The 24,923-nt window shown below is 43.9% G+C and carries 27 protein-coding genes; 18 read left to right on the top strand and 9 right to left on the bottom strand.

Translation table 11 applies throughout. The annotated features are described in order from the left end of the window. Positions 1 to 86 precede the first annotated feature (86 nt). The 6 genes from QE417_RS09145 (at position 87) to QE417_RS09120 (ending at position 7,355) form a co-directional block, all read left to right on the top strand. Positions 87 to 2,057: a tetratricopeptide repeat-containing sensor histidine kinase gene (locus tag QE417_RS09145; RefSeq protein WP_311949450.1), complete on the top strand. Its 1,971-nt coding sequence runs from the start codon at positions 87 to 89 to the stop codon at positions 2,055 to 2,057. Between the two features lie 49 nt (positions 2,058 to 2,106). Continuing rightward, positions 2,107 to 4,134 (top strand): BatA domain-containing protein, encoded by a 2,028-nt coding sequence (locus QE417_RS09140; protein WP_311949449.1) that lies wholly within the window; start codon positions 2,107 to 2,109, stop codon positions 4,132 to 4,134. Between the two features lie 62 nt (positions 4,135 to 4,196). Further along, a complete protein-coding gene (locus tag QE417_RS09135; protein WP_311949448.1) occupies positions 4,197 to 5,453 on the top strand; it encodes a dihydroorotase in 1,257 nt (418 codons plus the stop codon). 8 nt (positions 5,454 to 5,461) lie between these two features. Beyond that, a complete protein-coding gene (locus QE417_RS09130; protein ID WP_311949447.1) occupies positions 5,462 to 6,061 on the top strand; it encodes a hypothetical protein in 600 nt (199 codons plus the stop codon). A gap of 41 nt (positions 6,062 to 6,102) precedes the next feature. Next, complete coding sequence (locus QE417_RS09125; protein ID WP_311949446.1) at positions 6,103 to 6,777, top strand: hypothetical protein; 675 nt, start codon at positions 6,103 to 6,105, stop codon at positions 6,775 to 6,777. Between the two features lie 8 nt (positions 6,778 to 6,785). Beyond that, the gene (locus QE417_RS09120) at positions 6,786 to 7,355 is read left to right on the top strand and encodes a DUF4199 family protein (protein WP_311949445.1); all 570 of its coding nucleotides are present in this window, start codon (positions 6,786 to 6,788) and stop codon (positions 7,353 to 7,355) included. Between the two features lie 479 nt (positions 7,356 to 7,834). Here QE417_RS09120 and QE417_RS09115 read toward each other — a convergent pair whose 3' ends face one another. Together QE417_RS09115 and QE417_RS09110 are read right to left on the bottom strand one after the other, a co-directional pair. Then, positions 7,835 to 9,148: a M16 family metallopeptidase gene (locus QE417_RS09115; RefSeq protein ID WP_311949444.1), complete on the bottom strand. Its 1,314-nt coding sequence runs from the start codon at positions 9,146 to 9,148 to the stop codon at positions 7,835 to 7,837. A gap of 14 nt (positions 9,149 to 9,162) precedes the next feature. Beyond that, positions 9,163 to 10,527: a M16 family metallopeptidase gene (locus tag QE417_RS09110; RefSeq protein WP_311949443.1), complete on the bottom strand. Its 1,365-nt coding sequence runs from the start codon at positions 10,525 to 10,527 to the stop codon at positions 9,163 to 9,165. Between the two features lie 107 nt (positions 10,528 to 10,634). Between QE417_RS09110 and QE417_RS09105 the strand changes: the two genes are divergently transcribed. The 3 genes from QE417_RS09105 (at position 10,635) to QE417_RS09095 (ending at position 13,292) form a co-directional block, all read left to right on the top strand. Further along, positions 10,635 to 11,471 (top strand): sulfite exporter TauE/SafE family protein, encoded by an 837-nt coding sequence (locus QE417_RS09105; RefSeq protein ID WP_311949442.1) that lies wholly within the window; start codon positions 10,635 to 10,637, stop codon positions 11,469 to 11,471. Positions 11,472 to 11,477: 6 nt separating this feature from the next. Further along, the gene (locus tag QE417_RS09100) at positions 11,478 to 11,867 is read left to right on the top strand and encodes a DUF1634 domain-containing protein (RefSeq protein WP_311949441.1); all 390 of its coding nucleotides are present in this window, start codon (positions 11,478 to 11,480) and stop codon (positions 11,865 to 11,867) included. A 132-nt stretch (positions 11,868 to 11,999) separates the two neighbouring features. Beyond that, the gene (locus tag QE417_RS09095; protein WP_311949440.1) at positions 12,000 to 13,292 is read left to right on the top strand and encodes an alpha/beta hydrolase; all 1,293 of its coding nucleotides are present in this window, start codon (positions 12,000 to 12,002) and stop codon (positions 13,290 to 13,292) included. Positions 13,293 to 13,564: 272 nt separating this feature from the next. On the opposite strand, the gene QE417_RS09090 is transcribed toward QE417_RS09095, so the two are convergent. Continuing rightward, on the bottom strand, positions 13,565 to 14,269 hold the full coding sequence (locus QE417_RS09090) for an SDR family NAD(P)-dependent oxidoreductase (protein WP_311949439.1): 705 nt from the start codon (positions 14,267 to 14,269) through the stop codon (positions 13,565 to 13,567). Between the two features lie 11 nt (positions 14,270 to 14,280). Further along, the gene (locus tag QE417_RS09085; RefSeq protein WP_311949437.1) at positions 14,281 to 15,225 is read right to left on the bottom strand and encodes a lysylphosphatidylglycerol synthase transmembrane domain-containing protein; all 945 of its coding nucleotides are present in this window, start codon (positions 15,223 to 15,225) and stop codon (positions 14,281 to 14,283) included. 196 nt (positions 15,226 to 15,421) lie between these two features. Here QE417_RS09085 and QE417_RS09080 point away from each other — a divergent pair, with 196 nt between their 5' ends. After that, complete coding sequence (locus tag QE417_RS09080) at positions 15,422 to 16,291, top strand: carbon-nitrogen hydrolase (RefSeq protein WP_311949436.1); 870 nt, start codon at positions 15,422 to 15,424, stop codon at positions 16,289 to 16,291. Positions 16,292 to 16,401: 110 nt separating this feature from the next. Next, positions 16,402 to 17,466, top strand: coding sequence for an agmatine deiminase family protein (locus QE417_RS09075; protein WP_311949435.1), 1,065 nt, complete (start codon positions 16,402 to 16,404; stop codon positions 17,464 to 17,466). A gap of 223 nt (positions 17,467 to 17,689) precedes the next feature. On the opposite strand, the gene QE417_RS09070 is transcribed toward QE417_RS09075, so the two are convergent. Next, the gene (locus QE417_RS09070; RefSeq protein ID WP_311949434.1) at positions 17,690 to 18,262 is read right to left on the bottom strand and encodes a c-type cytochrome; all 573 of its coding nucleotides are present in this window, start codon (positions 18,260 to 18,262) and stop codon (positions 17,690 to 17,692) included. Further along, positions 18,180 to 18,680, bottom strand: coding sequence for a hypothetical protein (locus QE417_RS09065; protein ID WP_311949433.1), 501 nt, complete (start codon positions 18,678 to 18,680; stop codon positions 18,180 to 18,182). Before QE417_RS09065 ends, QE417_RS09070 begins: the two co-directional genes overlap by 83 nt. Positions 18,681 to 18,860: 180 nt before the next feature. On the opposite strand from QE417_RS09065, the gene QE417_RS09060 reads away from it, so the two are divergent. The 3 genes from QE417_RS09060 (at position 18,861) to QE417_RS09050 (ending at position 21,645) form a co-directional block, all read left to right on the top strand. Then, a complete protein-coding gene (locus QE417_RS09060) occupies positions 18,861 to 19,697 on the top strand; it encodes a LiaF transmembrane domain-containing protein (RefSeq protein WP_311949432.1) in 837 nt (278 codons plus the stop codon). A gap of 164 nt (positions 19,698 to 19,861) precedes the next feature. After that, positions 19,862 to 20,896: a sensor histidine kinase gene (locus tag QE417_RS09055; protein ID WP_311949431.1), complete on the top strand. Its 1,035-nt coding sequence runs from the start codon at positions 19,862 to 19,864 to the stop codon at positions 20,894 to 20,896. Then, entirely contained in the window at positions 20,893 to 21,645 is a 753-nt protein-coding gene (locus QE417_RS09050) for a LytR/AlgR family response regulator transcription factor (protein ID WP_311949430.1), read from the top strand. Before QE417_RS09055 ends, QE417_RS09050 begins: the two co-directional genes overlap by 4 nt. A gap of 133 nt (positions 21,646 to 21,778) precedes the next feature. On the opposite strand, the gene QE417_RS09045 is transcribed toward QE417_RS09050, so the two are convergent. Both QE417_RS09045 and QE417_RS09040 read right to left on the bottom strand, forming a co-directional pair. After that, positions 21,779 to 21,931, bottom strand: coding sequence for a hypothetical protein (locus tag QE417_RS09045; RefSeq protein ID WP_311949429.1), 153 nt, complete (start codon positions 21,929 to 21,931; stop codon positions 21,779 to 21,781). Between the two features lie 17 nt (positions 21,932 to 21,948). Further along, the gene (locus tag QE417_RS09040; RefSeq protein ID WP_311949428.1) at positions 21,949 to 22,296 is read right to left on the bottom strand and encodes a hypothetical protein; all 348 of its coding nucleotides are present in this window, start codon (positions 22,294 to 22,296) and stop codon (positions 21,949 to 21,951) included. Positions 22,297 to 22,468: 172 nt separating this feature from the next. On the opposite strand from QE417_RS09040, the gene QE417_RS09035 reads away from it, so the two are divergent. After that, positions 22,469 to 22,939: a hypothetical protein gene (locus QE417_RS09035; RefSeq protein WP_311949426.1), complete on the top strand. Its 471-nt coding sequence runs from the start codon at positions 22,469 to 22,471 to the stop codon at positions 22,937 to 22,939. A 69-nt stretch (positions 22,940 to 23,008) separates the two neighbouring features. On the opposite strand, the gene QE417_RS09030 is transcribed toward QE417_RS09035, so the two are convergent. Next, positions 23,009 to 23,632, bottom strand: coding sequence for an NUDIX hydrolase (locus QE417_RS09030; RefSeq protein ID WP_311949425.1), 624 nt, complete (start codon positions 23,630 to 23,632; stop codon positions 23,009 to 23,011). Positions 23,633 to 23,761: 129 nt separating this feature from the next. On the opposite strand from QE417_RS09030, the gene QE417_RS09025 reads away from it, so the two are divergent. The 3 genes from QE417_RS09025 to rpsL all read left to right on the top strand — a co-directional run bounded on the left by QE417_RS09025 (position 23,762) and on the right by rpsL (position 24,906). Further along, positions 23,762 to 23,959 (top strand): hypothetical protein, encoded by a 198-nt coding sequence (locus QE417_RS09025; protein WP_311949424.1) that lies wholly within the window; start codon positions 23,762 to 23,764, stop codon positions 23,957 to 23,959. Further along, on the top strand, positions 23,956 to 24,111 hold the full coding sequence (locus QE417_RS09020; protein ID WP_311949423.1) for a type II toxin-antitoxin system RelE/ParE family toxin: 156 nt from the start codon (positions 23,956 to 23,958) through the stop codon (positions 24,109 to 24,111). Before QE417_RS09025 ends, QE417_RS09020 begins: the two co-directional genes overlap by 4 nt. Before the next feature lie 381 nt (positions 24,112 to 24,492). Further along, positions 24,493 to 24,906, top strand: coding sequence for a 30S ribosomal protein S12 (gene rpsL / locus QE417_RS09015; protein WP_128769576.1), 414 nt, complete (start codon positions 24,493 to 24,495; stop codon positions 24,904 to 24,906). Positions 24,907 to 24,923: the final 17 nt, after the last annotated feature.

Below are 24,923 nucleotides of genomic sequence, written 5' to 3'. Positions count from 1 at the left end.
CTCGTAGATTGTAATGGCTAATACGTGCTTGTTAATGTTTGGCATGATAATGGTTTAGGAAGATAAATTTTTAAAATAAGAATATTATGCGCTCAGCGAGCCGTGTTTTTAAATACACCTCAGTCACGGGTAGCTTACTATTGTGCATTGTTTGTTTGTTAACTGCACAAGTTTATGCTCAGCAAGTCGAAAAACCAACTAAGCGAATTATTGCTCACGTTGATTCGTTAAATAATGTTAAGTATCCTCTTGTAAAACAAGATGCCGGCAAAGCATTTACACTTTTAAACGAAGCCGAAATATTAGCTACCGAATATAACTACACCACTGGTTTGGCCGTTACCTACCTTAACCAGGCCGATTTGTTAAACCAGCAAGGTTACGCCAAAAGAGCACTCGAGTTGTATTACCGTTCTATGCAGCTGAGCCAAAAAAGTAACGACGTTTACAATATTGCGCGGGCCGAACAGCACATTAGTACCATCAAGCGTAACGATGGAAGTTATAAGGAGGCCGAGAAACTACTCAATAATACATTGAAGGTATTTAAGCAGTTAAACAAGCCCGAAGATATTATAAATACCCTTTTAAAGCTGGGCTTGCTCAAAACCCAACAAATGCACTTTGATGATGCCCTTGCTTATTTTAACCAGGCGCAGGCTTTGAGCCGCAAGAGCAGTTACTCGTATGGTGAGAAAAAAAGCTATTACAATCGTGCGTTATTGTATCATAAAATTAATAAGTCCGATTCCGCAGTATATAATTTAAATAAGGCCCTGTTAATTGATATTGCCGATAACGATATATTGGGTAGGGCGCAATCATATCTTGAGCTTAGCCGCATTTACAAAGACAAAGCTGATAACGAAAAGGCCACAACGTATGCTCATTTGGCCTACGCAGCTTCTGATAGTGCGCAGGCACCGTCGCTGTTGCGTAATGCGGTGCAGTTATTGTTGCGTTTAAGCCGTGCTAAACTGGATAAAGACGCCGTTATACAATGGCAGGAAGAATTAATTTTTATTGATAATCAGATTGCCGAACGTGAGCGCCGCGAATCGAACAATTTTATTGATGCCCTGCGTTCCCAGCAAGAACAGCAAATTAAGGTACAGGAACGCATGCTGGATGTTTCCAGGAAATCAGAACAACAAAAAACCCTGATCGCACTGTATACCGGTTTCCTGTTGGTTTTCGTGGTTATTGTGTTTATGCTGAGCTACAACTATAAAAAGGCCAAGCGATTTACTTACGAACTGAATTTACGCAAAGAAAAAATTGAGCAGCAGGTAGCTTTGTTAGACCAAATGAATGGTGAAATGATGCAAACCAACCAGCAATTGGAAGATGATAATGAATTAAAAAGCAAGCTTCTCTCAATTATAACGCACGATTTGCGCAAGCCGCTGGCCAATACGCAAAGCATCATCCATTTGTTAAATATGGATTTGGTTACTATGGAAGAGGCGCATGAACTGTTTGCGCAGCTCGAAGCTCAGTATACCCGCGTGATAAACCTTACCGATAATTTGCTGTTTTGGATCAGAGGCCAGGTAAGCGGCGCCGCGGTAGACCTTAAACCGGTTAATTTACATACCGTGGCCGATGCTATAATCGAAGAGCAAAAAATACCATCGAACGATAAAAATCTAACCATTAGCAATAATGTGGATGAGGATTTAACCTGGCTTACCGAAACTGAGACCATTCGTATTGTATTCAGGAATTTATTGAATAACGCCATTAAATTTACCCCACATGGCGGGTTGATACAGGTATACTCTGAAACTACCGATGCCGAAACCTGCGTTACCGTAAAAGACAGTGGTATTGGTATAAGCGAGGATGTAATGAACCGTATTAACAGTAAGAACTACTATACTACCAAAGGAACCCAAAACGAAGAGGGTAGCGGTTTTGGGCTAATGCTCATTCGCGATTTATTGAAAAGGCATGAAGGAACACTGAAAATAAACAGCGAGCCGGGTAAAGGAAGTTCATTTACCATTAGTTTCCCGGTAACAGCCGTAATAACCGACGATAGGTTTGTAAGTTAGCGCAATCGGGCTATATTTGTTTACTGTGCCTTTTAACACAGTATTATAAATGCATTTTGCCTACCCAGCTTTTTTATTTGCCCTGGCAACACTGGCTATACCGGTACTGGTGCATTTGTTCAACTTTAGGCGGTACCAAAAGGTATATTTCAGCAACGTACAGTTTTTAAAGGAGGTTAAAGAACAGCAATCGTCGCGGCGTAATTTGCGCGAGCGGTTAATATTGCTTAGCCGTTTATTAGCCTTAACTTTTTTAGTGCTGGCTTTTGCCCGTCCGTATATAGCCAAACAAAATACCATAGCCCCCGGCAAGCAGCAGGCGGTAAGTATTTTTGTTGATAACTCATACTCCATGCAAACCCTCAACCAGGAAGGTAACTTGCTTGACGAGGCCAAACGCCGCGCCAAAGAAATAGCATCGGCCTACAGCATAAACGACCGTTTTCAACTGCTTACGCAAGATTTTGAAGGTAAACACCAGCGCCTGGTAAACCGCGATGAATTTAATGATGCTGTGGATGGCGTTAAAATGAGTGCGCAAAGCCGCACTTTACAGCAAATTATTACCCGGCAGCAAAGCCTGTTGCAGGCACAACCCAATGCCATGCAATCGGCCTACGTAATATCCGATTTTCAAAAAAGCGCTACTGGTAGCACCGTTAAGGCCGATAGCGGGCTGAACGTAAAACTGGTACAGGTACAAGCCAACACCATGCCCAATGTGGCGGTTGATTCGGTATGGCTCATCAGCGCTGTGCACCGCCCCGGCGAAACAGAAAAGCTGGTAGTTAAACTGCACAACTATGCGGCCGAAGATGCCAAGGGCATTGCGCTTAAGCTCATGGTAAACGGCGCACAAAAAGCGTTGGGCACCTTTAGTATTGCGGCACGGGCATCAAGGCAAGACACGCTTACGTTTTCGGGCCTGCAACCCGGCTGGCAACAGGGCGAAATTCAACTGCAGGATAACCCCGTAATTTTTGATAACAAGTTTTACTTTACCTTTAACGTAAAGGCCAAAATGCCGGTATTGCTTATTAATGGCGGTAAGCCAAACCCATACCTGCAAGCTGCTTTTAATGCCGATGAGTTTTTTGCACCAACCGCTACTGCCGATGGCAACGTAAATTACTCGGGATTAAATGCTTACCCGCTGGTAGTGTTAAGCGATGTAAAAAGCATATCAACCGGCCTGGCGCAGCAATTAAAAATTTTTGTAACCAAAGGCGGAACGCTGGCTGTTTTTCCTGCGGACGGTGCCGATTTAGCCACTTACCGCAACTTTTTACAATCGGCAGGAGCAGGCTACCCCGAAAAGCTGATTACCGGAGCTACCCGTGTAAGTGCCCTCAACGTGCAAAACCCGCTGTTTAAAACCGTGTTTGAGGATGCACCACGCAACCCCGATTTGCCCATCGTAAAAAAATATTACCAGCTAAACGCGGCTACCCAAACCAATGCCGAAACGCTGATGGAACTGCCTGGACGACAATCGTTTTGGACGGGATACCGCAGTGGAAGCGGTAAAATATACATATCTGCGGTGCCTTTGAGCGAAGATTACAGCAATCTGCCGCGCCATGCCTTACTATTGCCCATCATGTTTAGGATGGCACTATTGAGTGGGCACGACCAGCCCCTGTTTTATACCATAGGCAACGATGCCGCCATTGAAACTGCCCCGCTGCAAACCAGCGATAAGCAAATAGTAAAGCTGGTTAGAGGCAGTCAAACCTTCATCCCCGATGTGCGCCAGCAGGAGGGAAGTACCCTGCTTTACCTGGCCGACCAGGTACAGCAGCCCGGCACTTATCAGCTTAAAAAGCAGGACAGTGTGGCGGCTGTTATAGCCTTTAATAATAGCAGAAAGGAATCGGATTTAACCTATCTGAACAAAGCCGAACTTAAACAATTGCTGCCCGATGATGGCACGGTTATACAAACCGGCAAGGCCTCGTTAAAAGATACCATAGCCCAAACAAATTTAGGGCTGCAATTATGGAAACTTTGTATAATTTTGGCACTGATTTTTGTGGCAGCCGAAATTTTGCTTATCCGCTTCTTGCCGGGCAGATAAACATCAGGTTTCAGGGCTGGTATGATTGATTTCGAAACATAAGCATAAAGCCACCTCTACACATGAACATGCTCATTAAGTATGCTACCATTTTGCACCCCGGCTCACCGTTTCATCAAAAAACTGCTGATATTTTAGTTCAGGACGGCGTAATTAAAACCATTGCCGAAAGTATTGATGCCGATGGTGCCGAAGTGTTTGATGCCAAAGGCAGCTACCTGTCGCCCGGTTTTTTTGATTTAAACTGTAACATAGGCGAGCCCGGTTTGGAAACCAAGGAAGACCTCGCCAGCGGTTTAAAAGCAGCTGCAGCAGGCGGTTTTACAGGCGTAGCCTTAATGCCCGATACCCAGCCACCCGTACATTCAAAAACCGAAGTAGAATACCTTGTCAACCGTTCGAGAGGTAATTTGGTTGATGTTTATCCGCTGGGTACCATCTCTCAAAAACGTGAAGGTAAAGATTTGGCTGAGATGCACGACATGTACCAAAGCGGCGCCAAAGCATTTACGGATGGTAGCAACCCCGTTAAAGATGCCGGCATGATGGAGCGCGCTTTATTATACGCCAAAGGTTTTGATGCCCTCATATTTTCGTACCCCGAGGACGTAGCCATAGCAGGCAAAGCCAAAGTACACGAGGGCGTAGTAAGCACCCTGATGGGCATGAAAGGCATCCCTTCGCTGGCCGAGGAACTGATGATTGCCCGCGACCTTTACCTGGCCGAGTACACCAATTCGCCTATACACTTCAGCACTATATCAACCGCACGTTCGGTAGATTTAATACGTGAGGCTAAAGCCAAAGGACTGCAGGTTACCTGTGATGTAGCTGCCCACCACCTTGTACTTACCGATGAAGCTTTGTTAGGTTTCGATAGCCAATATAAAGTTAAACCGCCGCTGCGTACCCAAACCGATATTGATGCTCTGTTGCAAGGGTTGAAAGATGGCACCATAGACGCCATCGTATCGCAACATACCCCTCACGAAATTGAGTTTAAAGAAGTAGAGTTCGAGATAGCAGCATTTGGCATTATTGGCTTGCAAACTACGTTTTCATTGGCTGTACAAGCCGGCTTATCACCCGAACTGATTGTGGAGAAACTGGCCGTAAATCCGCGCAAAATATTAAAGGTTGATGCCCCTGTATTGGGCCAGGGCAATGCAGCTAATTTTGTGGTGTTTAATGTAGATACTGAATGGACGTTTGATAAATTATGCAATCGTTCAAAATCATCAAACTCACCTTTTATGGGGCAGAGCTTAAAAGGTAGAGTGCTGTTAACCTGTAATAACAAACAGGTAGTTAAAAACTAATTGAAGATTTGAAAAGGCTGATTTATCTGCTGCTGCTTTTGTGTACAACCTTAGTAAATGCGCAGGTAGCCGATACATTTAATCAAAGTAAGCAGCTAAAAAGTCTCTTTGCTAAAGGATTCGTGCATAAGGGTAAAGATTCATTAGTTTACCAAAAACTGTTCTTTGATAAGTTTCCGGCTAACTTTTCGTCATTTGATGCCCTATTTGGTTATGATGATGTGAAAGGTGCTGCACCGCTGTATAATGAGGCAAATCAATACATTGATAAGCTGTTTTTTACAAAGGCTGCTAATGCAAAGCAAAAAGCCCGGAAGTTTATTGGCATAGCGATGAATGGACAATGGGATGCTGATGCCATCAGCCATTTTCAGCACCAGTTGCAAGATTTTACCGTGAGTAACTTTGCAACGTTTTTAAAAGAATTAAACAAGCTCAAAAGCAAAGAAGAAATAGAATCGGTTTGGCAGTTTTGTTTCGATGTAGAATCATCAGGTTACCGCAAACGGTACTATGAAACACTGCACGACAAACTGGGAAAAAACCAACCGATGATAGACATATTGTATTCGGCTTATAAAAAGGCCTCATCAAAACAAATACATTAACAATAGGTAGTTTAATAATTACACACTAAATTTAAAATTCAATGATCGATCCAACTATACAAAGCGCAATAAGCGCAGCGTTACAAGCTTACACGGCTTATAACCCGGTTAATGCAGAAGAATTAACTACCAAACTTATTACCGTATTTACTGCCGACGAAGACTTTTTGCAAAAAGCTGAAGCTTTAGATGCCGTTTTTAAAGATTACCCCCAGGCCGAAGCCCTGCGCGAAGTGTTCTTTGATTTACTGATGGTAAACTTTTTCAGCGCCGACATTAACCGTTTAGAGGAGGATTACCTCGACTCGCCTGAATGGGCCGATATTGAAGAAGAAACCCTTGACCGTGGTACCGAACTGCTTAACGTACTGCTGTACCTTAACGAGTGTCGCGATGAGTCTATCGAGCCATCATTAGAAGATTACTTGACTGAGTTCTTACTGGTTGAAGATGATGAGTTTCAGGATGAGCACCAGATATACGAGCCGGTTATTGCCAACCAGATATTGGTAGAAAGCAGCCCGGCAGAGGTGAAGAAGGTAGCCGAAAAGCTATCAGAAGATTCTGAATTAAAAGAGATTTTTTATCCGGTGATCACCTTCTTCCAAAATACACAGCCATCAACCAGCGACGAAGCACAGGTAGCCGAAAGCGCCCTTGATAAAGGTTTTGACATGGCCGTTTACAAAATTTTAGTAGAGTTTAACAAGGACTAATACCGCTAATGGAAGATTTGAATGCAGCCGTAAGGAAACAAGGGGCATTGCGGGGATTGCTGTTTGGCGGCATTATGCTGTTTATAGATATACTAAAACTGTTTTACCTGGCTTATTACGCGCAATCGCCGTTGGTTACATTTATATTTTTGTATCCGGTGTATTACATTTTGCTATTTGCTATGGCGCTTTTGTTCGTCAATAGCCTACGCAACAAAATTGGCCGTTACTGGAATCTCAAACAAGCTATCACCGGCATATTTATTATGCTGTTTGTAAGCTCGCTGATATGGAACAATGGTGTCACCCTGTTTTCGGGAAAAGTCAATCCGGTAGTGGCCGAAAAAGCACACGTGGGTTTAATTAACGTACGTAAGGCAGCCATGCAATCACAAAACCAGCCCGAGGCAAAAATTGACAAAGAGGTAGCCGATATGAACAGCAAATTTGTCGCATCAAGCGATATTACCTTGGGTAGTTTTATACAATCGCTGGTGGTATCGGTTATCCTGGTATTTGCCGTGGCTGCATTGCTGGGCATCTTATTTAAGCGAGAGAAGCCGGTTGCACAAGCATAATTCCAATATTAATTAATCAAAATATCAAAGGGCTGGTTGTTTAACCGGCCCTTTGATATTTAGTATAGTTGTTTGTGAAGATACCGACAACGGCGGAGATTTTTTACTTCCTCTCTTGAGAGGGGGCGGGTGAGGCCGTGCGTTGGCAGGGGTGTGTTATTACGTTTGCTAAGTAAAATCAACACAAAGCAATTCAAATAACAAAAGGACACACTCGTTTTAGTAGGGTCTCTCGTAGAGGAACCTGCGCCGCGTTGATAGATAAATCGAAGTGACTTGCATTGCAGGGTCCTCTACGAGAGACCCTGCACGGACAAAGTTTTTTTATTTCCCCTCTTGAGAGGGGGCGGGCGAGGCTGTGTGTTGGCAGGGGTGTGTAATTCGAACTATTCCTGTCGAAATAACTTTCCTCATCGTTAAAGGACACACCCCTCCACCCCTCTCAAGAGGGAAATCGCACGTGGCCAATGCTTTTTATATTAATTAAACAACCCCACCGCTTGCGCTTCGTTGCCTAAATATACCCAGCGCAGGCCGGCTATGTATTTGTTGAGCGCTTTGCTAATTTGGTCGGGGGTAACGTTGTTAATGAGGTCGGGCATGCGTTCGGCATAATTCCAGTCGCCCATAATTTCGGCTTCGCCCAGGTTGCCCGTAACCGATTCGGAGTTTTGCAGTTTCATGTAGTTGGTGGTAATGTAACCGCTCTTCATGTCGCGCAGCCCGGCTGTGGTTAAGGTAGATTTTTTTAGACGGTTAAGCACATCAATCATAATGCGGGCAGCCTCCTTAGGGTTGGTGGTACTCACGTACATCATGGCATAAGGCTGCTGGTTAATTGTTGAAAATGCACCCGGAGCATATGATAAATTATACTTAGTACGTAACTGCCCAAACAGGGAGCCGCTCAGCGCATTAATACCCATACGGAAAGGTACATAATCAGGACTGCTCATTACCGGGGCATTCATAATAGCGCTCATGTAATTGGTAGCCAGGTCGCGTTTTTCCATCACGGCCTTATCGCCCACAAATAGCGGGTTTTGGTAAACCGCAGGGGTATACGGTGCCGATGGCAGGTTGGCAAATGCTTCCTTAATTTTAGCTTCTAACTGCTGGCGCGTTATCTTACCCGCTACCACCAAAAACATGCGGTTTTTATTTAGCAGTTTGTAGTAGTAATTTTTCAGGTCGATACCGTTTAAGCGGGACAGTGTTTCTTCGCTACCATCAGGATCGTAAGCGTATGGGGTGCCACGAAATGCACTTTGCACGCCCAGTTTCTCAATGCGGTCGTCGGGGTTGGTTTCGCCTGTTTTAACGGCAGCCAGTGCCTTTTGTTTGAGTAGCTGCACCTCGCTCTCTTCAAATACAGGTTCGGTTACTGCCTTGTTAAAAAGGTTCCAGCCCTCATTAAAATATTTGGCAACGCAGTTTAAGCCAATGTAGCCGTAATCATAATCGGCCGAACCGCCTATGTTTATGTTGTACTTGTCGGCCATATCCCTGAACGTATTGCTGGAGTATGATTTTACACCACAATCGGTAGCGGCTTTAAGTGCAAAACTTTCAATACCCGCCTGGCTGGCCGCAAAGTTTGCATTGCCGCCACGGAAGTACATGCGCACGCTGATCACCTCTTTAACAGTAGGCTTAAAAATAACCTTTAGCCCGTTTACCTCAAATGAGGTAGTGGTAATGGTGCTTACGCTTGTGGTGGCAGGAGTTGTTTGCGCCGATGCTGCCGTTACAAAAAACAAGCCCGTCATCAGCATTAAAAATATCTTATTCATGAGTTGGTATCGGTTTAATTGGCGGGCTTAAAATCGGCCGGGACTTGTGATTGCAGCTGGCTGTTAACCAGTAAACCTGCGCAATAAGGTTTGTTTTTGATGTACTTGCGCACATAAGTTTGCATATCGGCCCGGGTTACCTTGCTCAGGTTTTCCTGGTAGGTGGTAAAGTAATCAATAGAAGCCGATGCCCACCAAAATGAAAGCACCTTCACAAAATCCGAAGTTACTTCCTGTTCCTCGGTTTGGCGTATGCCCAGCTTTAGTTTGGCTGTTTCTATTTGTTCGTTGGTTACATAATCTTCTGCATCAAACATAGCCACCTGGCGTTTTACCTCGGCCAGGCACTCTTTAACCTTAGTGGGGTTGGGCACTACAAACAGGGTAATAGGGCCAACATGGCTCAGGGTTAGGTAACCAATGTTGGCTTGCAGCGCCAAACCCGATTGCACCAGCGACTGGCTAAACTTAGATGCATTTTGGTTAAGTATGTACGAAAACACGTCGGCCGCGTACGTGGCCGGTATATCGGTACGGGTATCCGGCCCCAGCCAGTCGATCTCTAATACCGGTACTTGGGTTAAGTTCGATACCACGTAAAAATTATCAACCTTAGTTAAGGGCTTAAACTCGGGTATAGGCCATTTTTTAAACGGATCGAAGCCTGATGCCGGCCAGCTACCGTATATCATTTCTACCTGTTTAAAAACATCATTGTGCAGCACATCGCCGGCAATGGTTAACAGGCAGTTGTTAGGGTAGTAATACTTGTTTTTGATAGAATCCATTTGAGCCGGTACCGCATTGCGTATTACATCATGATTGCCAATGGTGTTTTTGCGGCTGTATAAATCTCCCCACAAGTGATGGTCCATAGCCTCGTTAAGGGCATAACCCGGGCTCGATTCCTTGCGCTGAAATTCACCGTCAACCACTACGTTTTCGCGCGCCATTTCCTGAGCGTCAAACTTAGGGTAACGTATGGCCGAGTTCATGAATTTTAAACCTGCCTTGAGGTTAAACTTAGGCAGGGTAAAGTAATAGTCAACGTTTTCATAACTGGTGGTTCCGTTAAAGTCAATACCCAGTTCGCTCACGCGGTCCATAAACTCTTCCTGGCTTTTGTAATCTTTATTGGCCTTAAAAAACATATGCTCGTACAGGTGGCTCAAACCATTAAACTGGGGCGTTTCGGTATACGACCCGTTTTTGCTGGTAAGCATAATGGTGGCCAGTGGTACGCTGTTATCTTCAACCACTAATACATCAAGTCCGTTAGGGAGTTTTTTAAAGAATATATTGGAGGGCAGCTTGCTTTGGGCATGCAAACCGGCAACTGTAATTAACAAGTAAAGTAGCGCTAAAAGCTTTTTCGTCATAAGGTTTTATTAATTGGCTCAAGCTAAAAAACTTTATTCATTTCACAAAAAAATCGCATACCAAAAGATAATGGATATTTTAGCGGCTTAATTGCAAATACTACTGCATGACCGTTACCGAAATTACCCTGATTATTTTAGCCGGATCGTACTTGGCCGGGCTTATAGGCTCGTTAACCGGGCTGGGCGGGGGCGTGGTAATTATCCCTTTGCTTACCTTATTGCTTAATGTAAATATTCATTACGCTATTGGCGCGTCGTTAATATCGGTTATTGCCACATCATCAGGTTCGGCGGCGGCTTATGTTAAAGAGGGTATTACCAACATAAGGCTGGGAATGTTTTTAGAAATTGCCACCACCATAGGCGCCATGATTGGCGCTGTACTGGCGCTGTATATGCAAACCAGCGTAATAGCCATTATATTTGGATTGATACTCATTTTTTCGGCCGTTATGTCGCTCAAAAAAAAGAAAGAGCACTTGGCCGAACAAAAAAGCATGTGGGCACAAAAGCTGAAATTGAACGGTACCTATCCCGCCAATAATACTATGGTGGCCTACAATGTAGCTAATGTGGGCGGCGGCTTTTTTATGATGCTGTTTGCCGGAGTAATATCGGGCTTATTGGGCATAGGCTCGGGTGCTCTTAAAGTGGTAGCTATGGATGGCATTATGCGTATACCCTTTAAGGTGAGTACCACTACCAGCAACTTTATGATAGGGGTAACCGCTGCGGCCAGCGCCGTGGTTTACCTGCAACGCGGCTACATCGATCCGGGATTATCAATGCCGGTAGTTATCGGCGTATTGCTTGGGGCACTAACCGGATCAAAAATATTGGTGCACACCTCATCGTCGCAATGGGTACGCTGGGTATTTGCGGTTATAGTTACTTTTTTGGCCGGACAAATGATTTATAACGGCTTTAATCATAAAATATAATACTCAATGCCCGAACAGAAACATATAGCCGACACCGATATACAGCAAATTATAGGCTGGATATTGCGCCTGGGTGTAATCATTTCGATGGGGGTGGTGTTTGTTGGCGGCTGTGTATATTTGTACAGGCATGGCTATGAGACCGTACATTACGGCGAATTTGTAGGCATACCAGGCTTTGTGCATTCGGCATCGGGTATATGGCATGGCATTATAACCTTTAGGGGGCGGGCCATTATACAGGCCGGTATTATTTTGTTGATAGCCACGCCGGTGATACGTATTTTGTTTTCGGCCATTGGTTTTGTGCTGGAGAAAGACTGGTTGTATACAGGCATAACGCTGCTGGTATTGTTTATAATTGTGGCGAGTGCTTTGACGGGGCACGCGGGGTAACCTCACCCCGGCCCTCTCCAATGGAGAGGGAGCTAAAAGCTTTTGCTTTGTGCAAAGAAAGGTTAGATAACACGTCATTGCGAGGAACGAAGCAATCTCTGCGGAAGAAATTGCGTTTTTGATAATTTAATAATGAAAAAATTACTTTTTATAACAGCATTAATATTCAGTTTACCACAAGCCTATGCGCAGGCTGCTGAGCCGGGCGTGTACCGCATAGTGCTTAATAAGTTTATGCTGTACTACAACCGTAACCAGGCCGACAGTATTTTTAACATGTTTGCCGCCGAGGTAAAAAAGGATATGCCTGCTCAAAAAAACCGCGAAATGTTTGGTGAGTTACAAACCCGCTCGGGCAGGTTACAAAGGGCATCGTTTAGCGGACTGGCCGATGGCGTGGCCACTTATCGTGTCGATTTTCAGAAAGCGGTACTAGCTATGCAGATCAGCATCAACTCATCGGGCAAAATAGGCGGTTTATTGTTTGATAATTATCGCGGCGAAACCGGCAGGGCACGTACTGCCGAAGATCCGTACACAACCGAAACACCGTTGGAACTCAAAACCCTTTCGGGGGCCATACGCGGTACGTTGGCTATGCCTAAACAGGCAAGCGGTAAGATACCTGTCGTGATCATCATCGCATCATCGGGTCCTACAGATCGCGATGGTAATAAGCCAAAATTTAACCAAAACCCCGATAGTTATAAACTGCTGGCTTACGCACTGGCAAAAAACGGTATAGCGTCGGTACGTTACGATAAGCGTTTGATAGGCGAGGTGGTAACTCCAACCAAAGAAACGCAGCTACGCTTTGATGATTACATTGATGATGCCGTAACCCTTATAGGACGTTTAAGCGAAGATGAGCGTTTTTCGAAAGTGGTAGTTTTAGGCCACAGCGAAGGCTCATTGGTGGGTATGCTGGCTACTATTGGTCAGCCGGTTAACGGCTTTATATCGGTTGAGGGCGAAAGCTTGCAAGGCGATAAACTGATGACGGAGCAGCTGAAAGGCCAGCCCGATTACGTTACCCAGGGATTTAAACAAATAACCGACAGCCTGCGCCGGGGTAAAACTTATGACAAGGTTGATCCTAAATTGTACAGCATAGCCCGTGCAACGGTACAACCCTACCTCATGACCTGGATGCGCTTTGACCCCGTTAAAGAAATTAAGAAGGTAAAGGTACCCACCCTGTTGATACAGGGAACTACCGACTTGCAGGTAAACGCTGCCTATGCTGAGCGCTTGAAAAAAGGTAAATCGGATGCTAAGGTGGTAATGATTACCGGCATGAACTATGTGCTGAAAGAAGCCCCGGCCACACAAGCCGCAAACCTGGCCACCTATAACCAACCCGAACTGCCTGTTAAACCCGAACTGGTAGCTGCTGTAACAGATTTTGTAAAAGCTTTAAAGTAGAAGAAAGTACTGACATGACCTTGTCAGTGTTCAAGGTGTTCAACTGCGTTTCATGCGTTACATCTGTTTAACGCGTTTACGGAAACACTACATTGAACACCGCAGAAAAATCAGGAAAAACTGGGTAATTTTGAGGATTTTAACGGCAAAAAGTGGGAAGAAGCAGTCGTTTTTTTATATAGAAAAGGTATATCTTGGTTCCTGACTCTTTACCCTTGATTCCTAACCTTCCAAATTCTTGGTTCCTGGCTCTTGTCTCTGGCTTCTAAATCCTAAGGTGTTGTTACCGCCACCGGTAAAATCTTGCCATTAAAGAACTTATGGCCGGTTGTGGCAAAATCGGCCATGTATTTACCCATCTCAAACGCCATCACCGGCGATTGGTAATCAGGGAAAGCCTTTTCCAGCATTTCAGTCTGCGCCGAACCTAAGGCCAGGCAATTTACGCTTATTTTACGGTCGGTTAACTCCATTGCCAAACACTCGGTAAGTGCATGTAAAGCCGCCTTACTGGCTGAGTAAGCCGCCAATCCGCCAAACTTCACACTGCCCTGAACGCCGCCCATGCTGCCAATGTTTACAATATGGCTACCCTCACCCATAAAGGGCAACATACTCTGTATCATACGGGTGTGGCCTAAAAAGTTGCTTTGCAGCATTTCTACAAAGTCAGTTTCATCGGTTTGGGTAAAGGGTTTGTTAACCAATGCTCCGGCATTATTAATGAGCACATCAACCTTGCCTTCAAAATGCGATTTAATAAATTGCTCTAAACCGGCATACTCATCGTGTACAATATCAAACGCAATAGGGTACAGTGTACAATCGGGGCTTAAACTTTGGGCAATTTCGAGCAAACGGGTTAATTTATCCTGTGAGCGGGCAAGTGCAATAACCTTATTCTCTTTCTTTAAAGTGAGTTCGAGCACGGCCTCGAAGCCTACGCCGCTGCTGGCACCGGTTATAATGATGTTCATAGGATTGCTGGTTATATGGTTTCGCTGTTATGCTCAGGCTCTTCCTCAATACTTGGCAAACCCTCTTGCAAACGGCTTGGCCTCAATACGTAATAAACCCCGAATAGTGATATAATGAGGGATATAATGTAAAACGATATACTCAGGAACACCGCCAGTGCCACATTCATATGAAATGGTCCTGACAACTGGGTAAATATAGCTTCGCGGGCACCGGCTCCGCCTAACGAAATAGGCACAACCGCAGCCAAAGCCGACATGAGGAATGACAACAAATATGGCGCAAATTTGCCGTTAAAGTTTTGCCCTAACAACACACAAAGTATGGTTAATACCTGTAACGATTGTACTAAAACAGCCTTGCCATGCCCCTGTATAAAATAGCGTGTGTACTCTTTAAAAAAACGGTGAGCTACGAAGTAATATATGGCGGTTCCTACTAAAAATATGGATGCTGGTATGGCTATATGCAATTCAACCTGAGGAACGAACAATATGAGTGCAACGATAATTAACCCGATAGCCCAAAGTCCGCTTAAGCGGTCGAACAAAATAGCCCAAAATACTTTTTTAGCCGGTAGTTTATAGCTTTTATTGAGCAGGTAAATTTTATAACCGTCGCCGCCTATGCCGCCGGGGAGCAGGAAGTTGTAGAACATACCCAGTAAATACAGCCGGAAGTTAAAACGAGGGTCTAACCGTAATTCAATAGAGTTAAAGAAGCTCAGCAAACGCCAGGCCGATACTATTGTTGATAAGAAGAACACCAGCACAGCAGTGCCCATCCACCAGTAGTTTGCATGAAGCAACTTATCTTTAACCTCCTGAAAAGGTACTTTGGTAAAAACGTAATATAAAAGCGCCGAAGTAACTACTATTTTCAGTATCAGTTTGGTAGCGCTCCACAAAGTATCCTTCCAGGTTTTTTGTTTTGGAAGAGTTTCCGTATCAGTCATTTGGTGGCAAAACTATAAAAAGTATTTTAATACCTGTTTATCGTAATCAAAACCTTACTTGCTGGTGAATGTATTTATGAAGGTAAATAAGAACGGTAATTTTTACATTAACTCCATATTACCATTGAAAACCACGACTGGTTTACCCTGTAATTTAATTAACTAATGCGTATTTTTGCGCAAATTTTTAACGCCCATGAGCAAAGTAAAAGTAGGTTTAGTACAGACTACCTGTACCGCTGATAAACAGCAAAATTTACAAAAAGCGATTGAAAAGGTACGTGAGGCTGCCCGAAAAGGTGCCCAGATCGTGTGTTTGCAAGAGCTGTTTACATCGTTATATTTTTGCGATGAGGAGAATTATGACAACTTCCAGCTGGCCGAGACTATTCCTGGCCCGTCAACCGATGCGCTTTCGGCTGTAGCTGCCGAACTGGGTGTGGTAATTATTGCCTCTTTATTTGAGAAACGTGCTCAGGGATTATACCATAACACCACTGCGGTATTAGATGCCGATGGCTCATATTTAGGTAAATACCGTAAAATGCACATCCCTGATGATCCGGGTTTTTATGAAAAATTTTACTTTACTCCGGGCGATTTAGGTTACAAAACCTTTCAAACCAAGTTTGCCAAAATTGGCGTGTTAATTTGCTGGGATCAGTGGTACCCCGAAGCCGCCCGTATTACTGCGTTAATGGGTGCCGAAATTCTGTTCTACCCAACGGCTATCGGTTGGGCATCAAGCCAGGATGTGGATACCAATACCGATCAGTACAATGCATGGCAAACCATTCAACGTTCGCACTCGGTGGCTAACGGCGTGCACGTGGTAAGCGTAAACCGTGTAGGCGAAGAAGCCGGACTGAAATTTTGGGGTGGTTCATTTGTTTCGAACCCGTTTGGTAAAGTTATTTTTCAGGGAGATCATCATGAAGAGCAGATCAGTGTGGTTGAATTAGATCTGGATAAAACAGATTACTACCGTACCCACTGGCCGTTTTTACGCGACAGACGTGTGGAAACATATCAGCCAATAACTAAAAGACTATTAGACGAGGACTAACAAATCTGTGTCATTGCGAGCGTAGCGTGGCAATCTCCTCTTTCATCGTTTAATCGCGAGGGGATTACCACGTCGCTATCGCTCCTCGCAATGACAATTTTTATATTATAATGAGTCAATCATCGACTATGGATTTTAACAACAGCCCCGCTAAACAGGGTTTTACCTTCCCTGCCGAGTGGGCACCGCATACTGCTACCTGGTTAAGTTGGCCGCACAAAGAGGCCTCATGGCCGGGTAAGCTTGATACCATTTACGCTAAGTATTGCGAATTTATTAAAGAAGTATCCGTTGGCGAGTTGGTGCGCATTAATGTAGCCGATCAACAAATGATCGAGTTTGCCCGTCAGCACCTGCATCAGGCCGGTGTTGATTTGAATCGCATCCAGTTTTTTGAATTTCCTACCAACGATGCCTGGTGTCGTGATCATGGTCCGGCGTTTTTGGTAAATCGCGAAGCCAAAAGGAAAGTGGTGGTTGATTGGGGTTACAATGCCTGGGGGGGTAAATACCCTCCCTACGATTTGGATGATGTGATACCAACCCGTATTGCCGAACATTTTAACCTGCCGGTGTACCATCCGGGTATTGTAATGGAAGGTGGTTCGGTAGAGTTTAATGGCAAAGGCACATTGTTAACTACAACGGCTTGTTTGTTAAATCAAAACCGTAACCCGCACTTAAACCAAGCGCAAATTGAAGAATACCTGCAAAACTACTACGGTGTTGAACAGGTGCTTTGGTTGGGCGATGGTATTATTGGCGATGATACCGACGGCCATATTGATGATATTACCCGCTTTGTAAAAGAAGATACCGTAGTAACCGTTGTTGAAGAAAACAAGAACGACGAGAACTACCATATTTTGCAGGAGAACTTGCAAGCGTTAAATAAAATGCGTTTGCTGGATGGCAAGCAACTAAACGTAGTTGAATTGCCCATGCCAACACCGGTAATTTACGAAGATCAGCCGCTACCAGCATCTTACGCTAACTTTTACATTAGCAACGCAGCCGTAGTAGTGCCAACTTACCGTTGCGCTAATGATAATAAGGCTTTAGATATTTTGCAACAATGCTTCCCCGACCGTAAGGTTGTAGGAGTTGATTCAACTGACATTATATGGGGTTTGGGCAGTTTCCACTGCCTTAGCCAGCAGGAACCGGAGGTGTAAAAGCCCCACCTAAATCATCTCCGCCTTAGGCGAAAGGACTTGAAAATCAAAGCGTCCTGAACATTTTGTTCAGGACGCTTTTTTATTTAGAATCGTCATTGCGAGGTACGAAGCAATCTCTGCGGATGCAAGGCGTTCATGCTCAGTTCAGAGATTGCTTCGTACCTCGCAATGACGTAGTTTTTATTTCACTCCCTCTCCTTTGGAGAGGGCTGGGGTGGGCCTATCTCGGCGAAAACTTTTCCACCTGATTATTTATTGGCTTAACCGTTTTCAGGTAAGCAAAAATCGCTTTCAAATCGCCGTCTTTCATGCCAGCATACATGGTCCATGGCATAATGGAGTTAAAATCCTTATTACCAACACTTCTGTGCGCTTCGGCCGGGTTGCGGAATTTGGTAAAGCGGTTTACAAAGCTTTCTTCTGTCCAGGTGCCTATACCGGTTGCGTTATCTGATGTTAAATTGGCCGATCTGATGTCGCCGCCCGGCATCGGGAATTTGCGGCCTCCGGCCATTTCGGTACCGGCTATAAAGGCACCTTTATCATCAACCTGGGTATGGCAATCCTGGCAGGCTGCAATAGTTACTAAATACTTGCCATACGCTACCTGGTTAGTGGTGTCGGGCTTGGTCATTAAGCCCGCCTTTTTGGGGAAGGTCCGCATGATGAGGTTAACCGGGAAATCGGCTTTTGATGCAGGAACATTATTCTCAATGGCCGGTATGGTGCGCAGATAAGCAATTACCGAAATAATATCGGTAGAATCGCCACGGCCGTACGAGTGGTAAGGCATCACGCGGGAAAATAGGTTCGCCGTTTTTGGTAACACCGGTGGTAATGGTTCTGAAAATTTCACCGTCGGTCCAGTCTTTTAAACTGGCTGGGGTAATGTTACGGGCATAAAATGTGCCAGGGAAGCCCATTTCGGGGCCAAAATGGTCGCCACCTTTACCCAAAGTGCCTTCGGTCATGGGGCCGGCAAACTTGCTGAAATCACGCGTGCTGTGGCAATCCATGCACGACATTACGTGCATAGCCAAATAGCGGCCGCGTTCAACCATCGCCGGGGTGCTTGTTATGTGAATGTTTGGTGCATCGCCCACATTGGGTTGGGCAAACTTAAGGTAGCCAATTGCGGAGGCTACCACTATCAGAACTAAAATAAGGATAATAAGCAATGCTTTACCCAGCTTGTTTGATTTTTTAGGCATAATAAAATTGTAATAAGTATCGGTAAGACGTATGTAAGCACCCAAATGTTACAAGGCCAAATTTTTCACCGACAAAAACCTGCCGTTTACCGACAAACTGAGTTCAATTACCATATTTACTTAGGCAAAATTTAGTTAACGCTTTACTTTTGAATCATAATAATACTAACACACAAAGTCATGAGTACTGAACCAATATATCCAAAACGTCCGCAAAACAATGGTAAAGCCCTTGCCGGACTTATTCTTTTAGGCGTAGGCGCAATGCTGCTTTTACGTCAATTCGATTTCTTCTTTTTCCCAGGCTGGATATTCAGCTTCCCGATGCTGTTAATCGTTATCGGTGTTTTTCAGGGAGTTAAAAACGATTTCAAAAAGCCAAGTTCTTTTATACTTATTGTATTAGGCGTTCTGTTTTTATCGGGCAAAATTATGCCTTGGTTTAATGCACGCGATTTTGCCTTCCCGGTTATTATCATAGCAGTAGGTTTTTGGCTTATCACTAAAAAAGGCAAGCAAAACCCCTGGGATAAAAAAAAAGACCAGTACTTTGATAAAGAACCGGTTTTTACCGAAGCCGATTATGTAGTAAAGCCTGAGGGTGAAGAAGCACAACCGGCCGGTGCCGAGCAATCAACACAATCCGAAACCTCATCAACCTATAATTACAATATTAAAGGCGATGACGTGCTGGATATTGTATCTGTATTTGGCGGCGTTAAGCGCATGGTGCTTTCAAAAGCCTTTAAAGGCGGCGAAATAGTAAACATATTTGGTGGTGCCGAGGTAGACTTTACCCGCGCTGATATACAGGGCCCGGTTATAGTTGAAATAACCCAATTATTTGGCGGCACTAAATTATTGGTGCCACCACACTGGCAGGTAGTATCTGATGTATCATCGGTTTTTGCTGGTGTTGATGATAAACGCTTTGGTAATGTTGCCCAAAGCCCCGACAAAATTTTGTACCTCAAAGGTATATCTGTTTTTGCAGGTATCGATATACGCAGCTTTTAATTCAAATCTCTAAAACCTATCAATCATGAACTGGTATTTAATTCTCATCAGCGTTTACACCATTTTTAAATTAGTTATAGGCTTTTTTGGAGGGCCTGTAAAATAAGCTCAAAATCAACCTTAACCTTAACACAAAATAACTGACCACAATTTTTAACTAACCCATGGCCGCTTCACCTACCTTTTATAGTAAACTTAGTTTGGCTTTTGCCGTAGGCGGTTTGGTATGGGCTGCATTGCAAACCTATATTATATATAGTTTTGGTTTTAACTGGTACGTAGCAGGCATCGATAGCGGTTTAAGTATAATTCCTTTGGCCGCTTCTTGCTGGTTAATTGATAATAACCTGCGCTACTATCAACCGGGTAAAGGCAGCTATATTAATTTGTTTATATGGTGCCTGGTACTGGCCGCGGCCTGTACATTGCTCATTAGGTGGGCAATGCCCATGCTTAGCTTGGGCGAAGTATATGATGCCTTTTTAAAGCAATCATTGGTGCTGCGTTTTTCAACCAGCTTTTTGGCCATAGGATGGATGGCCATGATAAGCCTGGTATGGTATGTGCAGCAAGACCAAAAAGAAAACGAAAAGCGCAAATCCGAAGCCGAAAAGCTATCGCGCGATGCCGAGTTGTATAATTTGCGCCAGCAACTGCAGCCCCACTTTTTATTCAACAGCCTAAACTCTATTAACGCGCTCATTGGCTTTAAACCCGATGAAGCCCGTAAGATGATTCACCAGTTATCCGACTTTTTGCGTGGTACATTAAAAAAAGATGACCAGCAGCAGGTAACTTTTAATGAAGAACTGGAACACCTAAACCTTTACCTCGAAATAGAAAAAGTACGTTTTGGTCACCGCTTGCTTACCGAAATAAGTTGCGATGAAAAATGCCGCAAGGCTATGCTGCCCCCTTTGTTGCTACAACCCATTGTAGAGAATGCTATAAAGTTTGGCCTGTATGATACCACAGGCGAGGTAACCATAAGCATACGTGCCGAAATTGAGGATAGTTACCTTGTAGTAATGGTTCAAAATCCATACGATCCGCAAACCGCCCGTCCGCGCCAAGGTACCGGCTTTGGTGTGAGTGGTATACAACGACGACTTTATTTGCTTTTTGCCCGTAATGATTTGGTTGAAACTTTCCTAAATGATGATATATTTACCATCATGATAAAAATACCTCAGGGATGAAGCGCGTATTAGTTATAGACGATGAACCATTGGCGCGGATGGTGGTACTGGAATATTTGCAGCCTTACAATTCACAAATACAGGTAATGCAGGAGTGTGGCGATGGTTTTGAAGGAATTAAAGCCATTATGCAGCACCAGCCCGACCTTATATTTTTAGATGTACAGATGCCGAAAATTAACGGCTTCGAAATGCTTGAACTGGTTGAACAGCCGCCACAGGTTATTTTTACCACTGCGTTTGATGAGTACGCTATAAAAGCTTTTGAAACGCATGCCGTTGATTACCTGCTTAAGCCTTTCAGCCGGGAACGATTTAATAAAGCGGTGGATAAATTTTTAGCCGCCCAGATTCCGGCAGCGCAGCCTGCAACCAAATCAACCGAAGACCTGCTCGAAACTGCTGCACAATCGCCATCACAACATGAGCGGGTGGTGGTTAAAACCGGTACTAAGGTGAAAATTATACCTGTGCAGGATATTGAATATTTGGCCGCCGATGATGATTATGTAAGCATTTATACCGCCGAAGGGTCGTTTCTTAAAAATAAAACCATGAGCTTTTTTGAGCAAACGTTGGATGCCCGGCAGTTTGCCCGCGTACACCGCTCATATATGGTAAGTGTATCACAAATTACCCGTATAGACCCATATGAGAAAGATGCACATGTGGCTATCCTTAAATCGGGCAAACGCATACCGGTAAGTAAAGCTGGTTATGCCAAATTAAAGCAAGTGTTGGGGATATAATAAAATGTGTCATTGCGAGCGATAGCGTGGCAATCCCCTCTTGCAAAGTTGAAACGCAAGGAGATTGCCACGTCGCCCCATAGCACGTTTTCACCGCTGCTTCTCGCAATGACAATTTGCTATATGAGTTTTATCACTCCGCCAGGAGCGTCACCTGTTCTTTCTCAAATACCTCGCGCACGTCGTCGCCGTCAATCAGGTCAACAATAAGTTCGTTGTCAATAATGTCGTTAATGTAGCCGTTGCCTTTTGGGGTGGTTACGGCATCTCCTATTTGAAATTCCATATCATTTAAATTTAAGTTTATTGGTGAATGTGACGCCACAAGCCGGGATTATCGCGGTAGTGGCTAATATGTTCTATAATTTCTTCAACCTGATCGGCATTGAGCTTTAGTTCTCCATCGGCTGTATAAGTAAACAAGCGTCCCGGATCTTCAAAGGTAATATAGCCCATGTAATTTGGGTCGTGATGTTTGGTTAAGTGCAATTCGCTCAGTTTACTGTCTTCGAGTGTGGTATAATCGTCGCCCTGGTCTTTGTAAACACTGTACGTATAAGTAATTATTTGATGACCGTTGGAATGTGCCTGCGTATCAGGTATAACCATCACCTTGAGGGTTGTACTTATAGTAAAGAAAATAGCAGCCATGGCACTTACAAAATCAGGTTGTGTTAAAGTATAACTAAGGCTTATGAAATAATGTTTTAAATGTGAAATCGCTTTTGGTTGTAACATCAACTGGCGGAATTTATTCACAAAAATGTTACTTAAACCATTTAATATAAAGGCACTCTATTCTACTAAACAAATAATTAAGAAAATGATAAAGTTCCTTAAATCAATAGCATTTACAACCCTGATGGTATCGGGTTTTGCATTAGCCGCCAGTGCTCAAACTGCAGACAGTAATAAAGTAGCTAAACGTGAGCACCGTAAAGAAGCGCATCAAAAGTTAGCCGCTATTTTAACGCCTCAGCAACAAGAAAAATTAAAAGCCAACAGGCAACAACACAAGCAAGCTATGGTGGCGTTTCGCTCAACATTAACAACCGAGCAAAAGGCTATAGCAAAAGATAAATCGCTATCGCAAAAAGAGCGTAGGGCTAAATTGGCAGCCACGTTTACCGATAGCCAAAAGAAGACATTAGCTGATAACCGTGTAGCCCGTAAAGCCAGTCGCCAGGCATTTGTAGCCAGCCTAAACGCCGATCAAAAAGCAAAAATGAAAGAGTTATTCAAAGACCGTAAAGGCCATGCAGGTGCCCGCCACCATAAGGCACAAAAAGCTTAAGATTTTTAGATTTAGTGTTTGAGTTTTTGAAAGCTGCCCCGGAAGATTGTTCCGGGCAGCTTTTTGTTTTTATTCGAAGTAGGCAGGTATGCCCGGCTCGAGGTGGTTTTTGTAAAGCAGTTCGATCTGGCTTTGCAGTATGCGGTTGGTTGATAGTTCGGGCAAATGGTCAATATCAAAAAACTGTACATCGAGCATGTCAAAACCCTTGAGCAAATCGGTACTTAAAGCCTCGCACAAAAACACCATTTTATATACATAAAAAGGTTGCGGCGGGTGTGGGTGCAGCTTTTTATCGAATACTGCCAGCAACTTTACCGGTGTAATATCCAACCCGGTTTCTTCCTTAAATTCTTTAATAACAGTTTCTTTAGGACTATAACCAATATCGGCCCATCCACCCGGTAATGACCATTTACCATCGGTACTCTCCCGCACCAGCAATATCTTTTTGTCGGGCGATAGCAACAGCCCCCGTATATCGACCTTGGCTGTAGGGTAATCACTTGCAGGTGGAAAGGCTGCATGTAAGGTTTCCATATCCTGCCCGGTCACCTGTTCCAGCATGTCGAAGCTGATTTGCTGTAGTTCGGTGTAGCGCTCGCGGTCAAATTCGTCTTTGGCGTAGAGTAAGCCAATATCGGAGATGGATTTGAGGCGTTTGATGAGGGTGAGTAGGGGGGAGGTGGACATGAGAGATGAATGTTATAATTTGATAACAGTTGCAATATATATGATGCACCAATATTAAACCCAATTTTAAAATAGTTGTTATATTAGTGCAAACATTTGAGCTATGAATGTGCAGATTGAAAAATAGAGTTGGCTAAACGATTATTAGATACTGATGATGAAGAGTTACTTCAACAGTTAAAAAATGTTTTTGAAAATTATCAGCTACAAACTAACGATTTACCCGATTATGTAAAAGCAGGTATTGCAAGAGCACAGGAGCAGGCTGCCGCGGGTTTATTAACACCACATGATGCCGTTATGGAAAAATACAAACGTTATTTATGAGTCTATCTGTAGCGTGGACAGATGAAGCGCAGGGCACATTCCAGCAAATAATTAGTTTAATTGAAGATAAATGGGGAAGTACCCCGGCTCAAAAATTTGTACAAAGCGTACAGAAAACGATTTTACTCATTCAAACTCAGCCTTATTTATAAACTTTCTTCAGCGTTAAATTGCAGGCACGCGGTAATAACTCATTAAACCTCTATGTTTTATGAGGCGACCGATAATCAAATAATCATACTTTTCTTTTATGATAACAGGCAAGGGCCATTACTGGATTGACTTCAAAAAAAATCATTATCAACCTATTTAATTAGTTCTGATTATTAATTTCTTAGCATAAAATTAAAGTGAATTTTACTTTAGATGCATAGTAAGGGAGCATATAAAATCACCCCATATATTAGTTGCCTCTCCTTTAAACACATATCCTCAAAAAAACTTTCCTCAACCTCTTGATAATCATTAAATAACTCTGTACTTTTGCAGTCCCGAAAACCGGGTTAAAACAAGAGTAAAACAAAAAGGAAAGAATGCCTACTATTCAGCAATTAGTTAGAAAAGGTAGAGTAGCTCTGGAGGATAAGAGTAAATCCCCAGCGTTGGACAGCTGTCCACAGCGAAGAGGCGTGTGTACCCGTGTATACACCACTACCCCTAAGAAACCAAACTCAGCAATGCGTAAAGTTGCCCGTGTGCGCCTTACAAACGGTAAAGAGGTTAACGCCTACATACCTGGTGAAGGTCACAACTTACAGGAGCACTCTATCGTGTTAATCCGCGGAGGTCGTGTTAAAGACTTACCAGGTGTTCGTTACCACATCATCCGTGGTGCATTGGATACTTCTGGTGTAAACGGTCGTAACCAACGTCGTTCTAAATATGGTACTAAACGCCCTAAACCAGGTCAGGCAGCAGCTGCACCGGCAAAAGGTAAAAAGAAATAACTAAAGGAGGATAGTAA

Source organism: Mucilaginibacter terrae (genome assembly GCF_031951985.1).
Taxonomy (GTDB): domain Bacteria; phylum Bacteroidota; class Bacteroidia; order Sphingobacteriales; family Sphingobacteriaceae; genus Mucilaginibacter; species Mucilaginibacter terrae_A.
The sequence above is the reverse complement of the archived record's forward strand: the minus strand, read 5'-3'. Positions and strand labels throughout refer to the sequence as shown.

Bases quoted from the DNA above. Each gene is read 5' to 3' on its own strand.
- QE417_RS09145 (WP_311949450.1), top strand. From the start codon at position 87: ATGCGCTCAGCGAGCCGTGTTTTTAAATACACCTCAGTCACGGGTAGC.
- QE417_RS09140 (WP_311949449.1), top strand. From the start codon at position 2,107: ATGCATTTTGCCTACCCAGCTTTTTTATTTGCCCTGGCAACACTGGCT.
- QE417_RS09135 (WP_311949448.1), top strand. From the start codon at position 4,197: ATGAACATGCTCATTAAGTATGCTACCATTTTGCACCCCGGCTCACCG.
- QE417_RS09125 (WP_311949446.1), top strand. From the start codon at position 6,103: ATGATCGATCCAACTATACAAAGCGCAATAAGCGCAGCGTTACAAGCT.
- QE417_RS09120 (WP_311949445.1), top strand. From the start codon at position 6,786: ATGGAAGATTTGAATGCAGCCGTAAGGAAACAAGGGGCATTGCGGGGA.
- QE417_RS09115 (WP_311949444.1), bottom strand. From the start codon at position 9,148: ATGAATAAGATATTTTTAATGCTGATGACGGGCTTGTTTTTTGTAACG.
- QE417_RS09110 (WP_311949443.1), bottom strand. From the start codon at position 10,527: ATGACGAAAAAGCTTTTAGCGCTACTTTACTTGTTAATTACAGTTGCC.
- QE417_RS09105 (WP_311949442.1), top strand. From the start codon at position 10,635: ATGACCGTTACCGAAATTACCCTGATTATTTTAGCCGGATCGTACTTG.
- QE417_RS09100 (WP_311949441.1), top strand. From the start codon at position 11,478: ATGCCCGAACAGAAACATATAGCCGACACCGATATACAGCAAATTATA.
- QE417_RS09095 (WP_311949440.1), top strand. From the start codon at position 12,000: ATGAAAAAATTACTTTTTATAACAGCATTAATATTCAGTTTACCACAA.
- QE417_RS09090 (WP_311949439.1), bottom strand. From the start codon at position 14,269: ATGAACATCATTATAACCGGTGCCAGCAGCGGCGTAGGCTTCGAGGCC.
- QE417_RS09085 (WP_311949437.1), bottom strand. From the start codon at position 15,225: ATGACTGATACGGAAACTCTTCCAAAACAAAAAACCTGGAAGGATACT.
- QE417_RS09080 (WP_311949436.1), top strand. From the start codon at position 15,422: ATGAGCAAAGTAAAAGTAGGTTTAGTACAGACTACCTGTACCGCTGAT.
- QE417_RS09075 (WP_311949435.1), top strand. From the start codon at position 16,402: ATGAGTCAATCATCGACTATGGATTTTAACAACAGCCCCGCTAAACAG.
- QE417_RS09070 (WP_311949434.1), bottom strand. From the start codon at position 18,262: ATGCCTTACCACTCGTACGGCCGTGGCGATTCTACCGATATTATTTCG.
- QE417_RS09065 (WP_311949433.1), bottom strand. From the start codon at position 18,680: ATGCCTAAAAAATCAAACAAGCTGGGTAAAGCATTGCTTATTATCCTT.
- QE417_RS09060 (WP_311949432.1), top strand. From the start codon at position 18,861: ATGAGTACTGAACCAATATATCCAAAACGTCCGCAAAACAATGGTAAA.
- QE417_RS09055 (WP_311949431.1), top strand. From the start codon at position 19,862: ATGGCCGCTTCACCTACCTTTTATAGTAAACTTAGTTTGGCTTTTGCC.
- QE417_RS09050 (WP_311949430.1), top strand. From the start codon at position 20,893: ATGAAGCGCGTATTAGTTATAGACGATGAACCATTGGCGCGGATGGTG.
- QE417_RS09045 (WP_311949429.1), bottom strand. From the start codon at position 21,931: ATGGAATTTCAAATAGGAGATGCCGTAACCACCCCAAAAGGCAACGGC.
- QE417_RS09040 (WP_311949428.1), bottom strand. From the start codon at position 22,296: ATGGCTGCTATTTTCTTTACTATAAGTACAACCCTCAAGGTGATGGTT.
- QE417_RS09035 (WP_311949426.1), top strand. From the start codon at position 22,469: ATGATAAAGTTCCTTAAATCAATAGCATTTACAACCCTGATGGTATCG.
- QE417_RS09030 (WP_311949425.1), bottom strand. From the start codon at position 23,632: ATGTCCACCTCCCCCCTACTCACCCTCATCAAACGCCTCAAATCCATC.
- QE417_RS09020 (WP_311949423.1), top strand. From the start codon at position 23,956: ATGAGTCTATCTGTAGCGTGGACAGATGAAGCGCAGGGCACATTCCAG.
- rpsL (WP_128769576.1), top strand. From the start codon at position 24,493: ATGCCTACTATTCAGCAATTAGTTAGAAAAGGTAGAGTAGCTCTGGAG.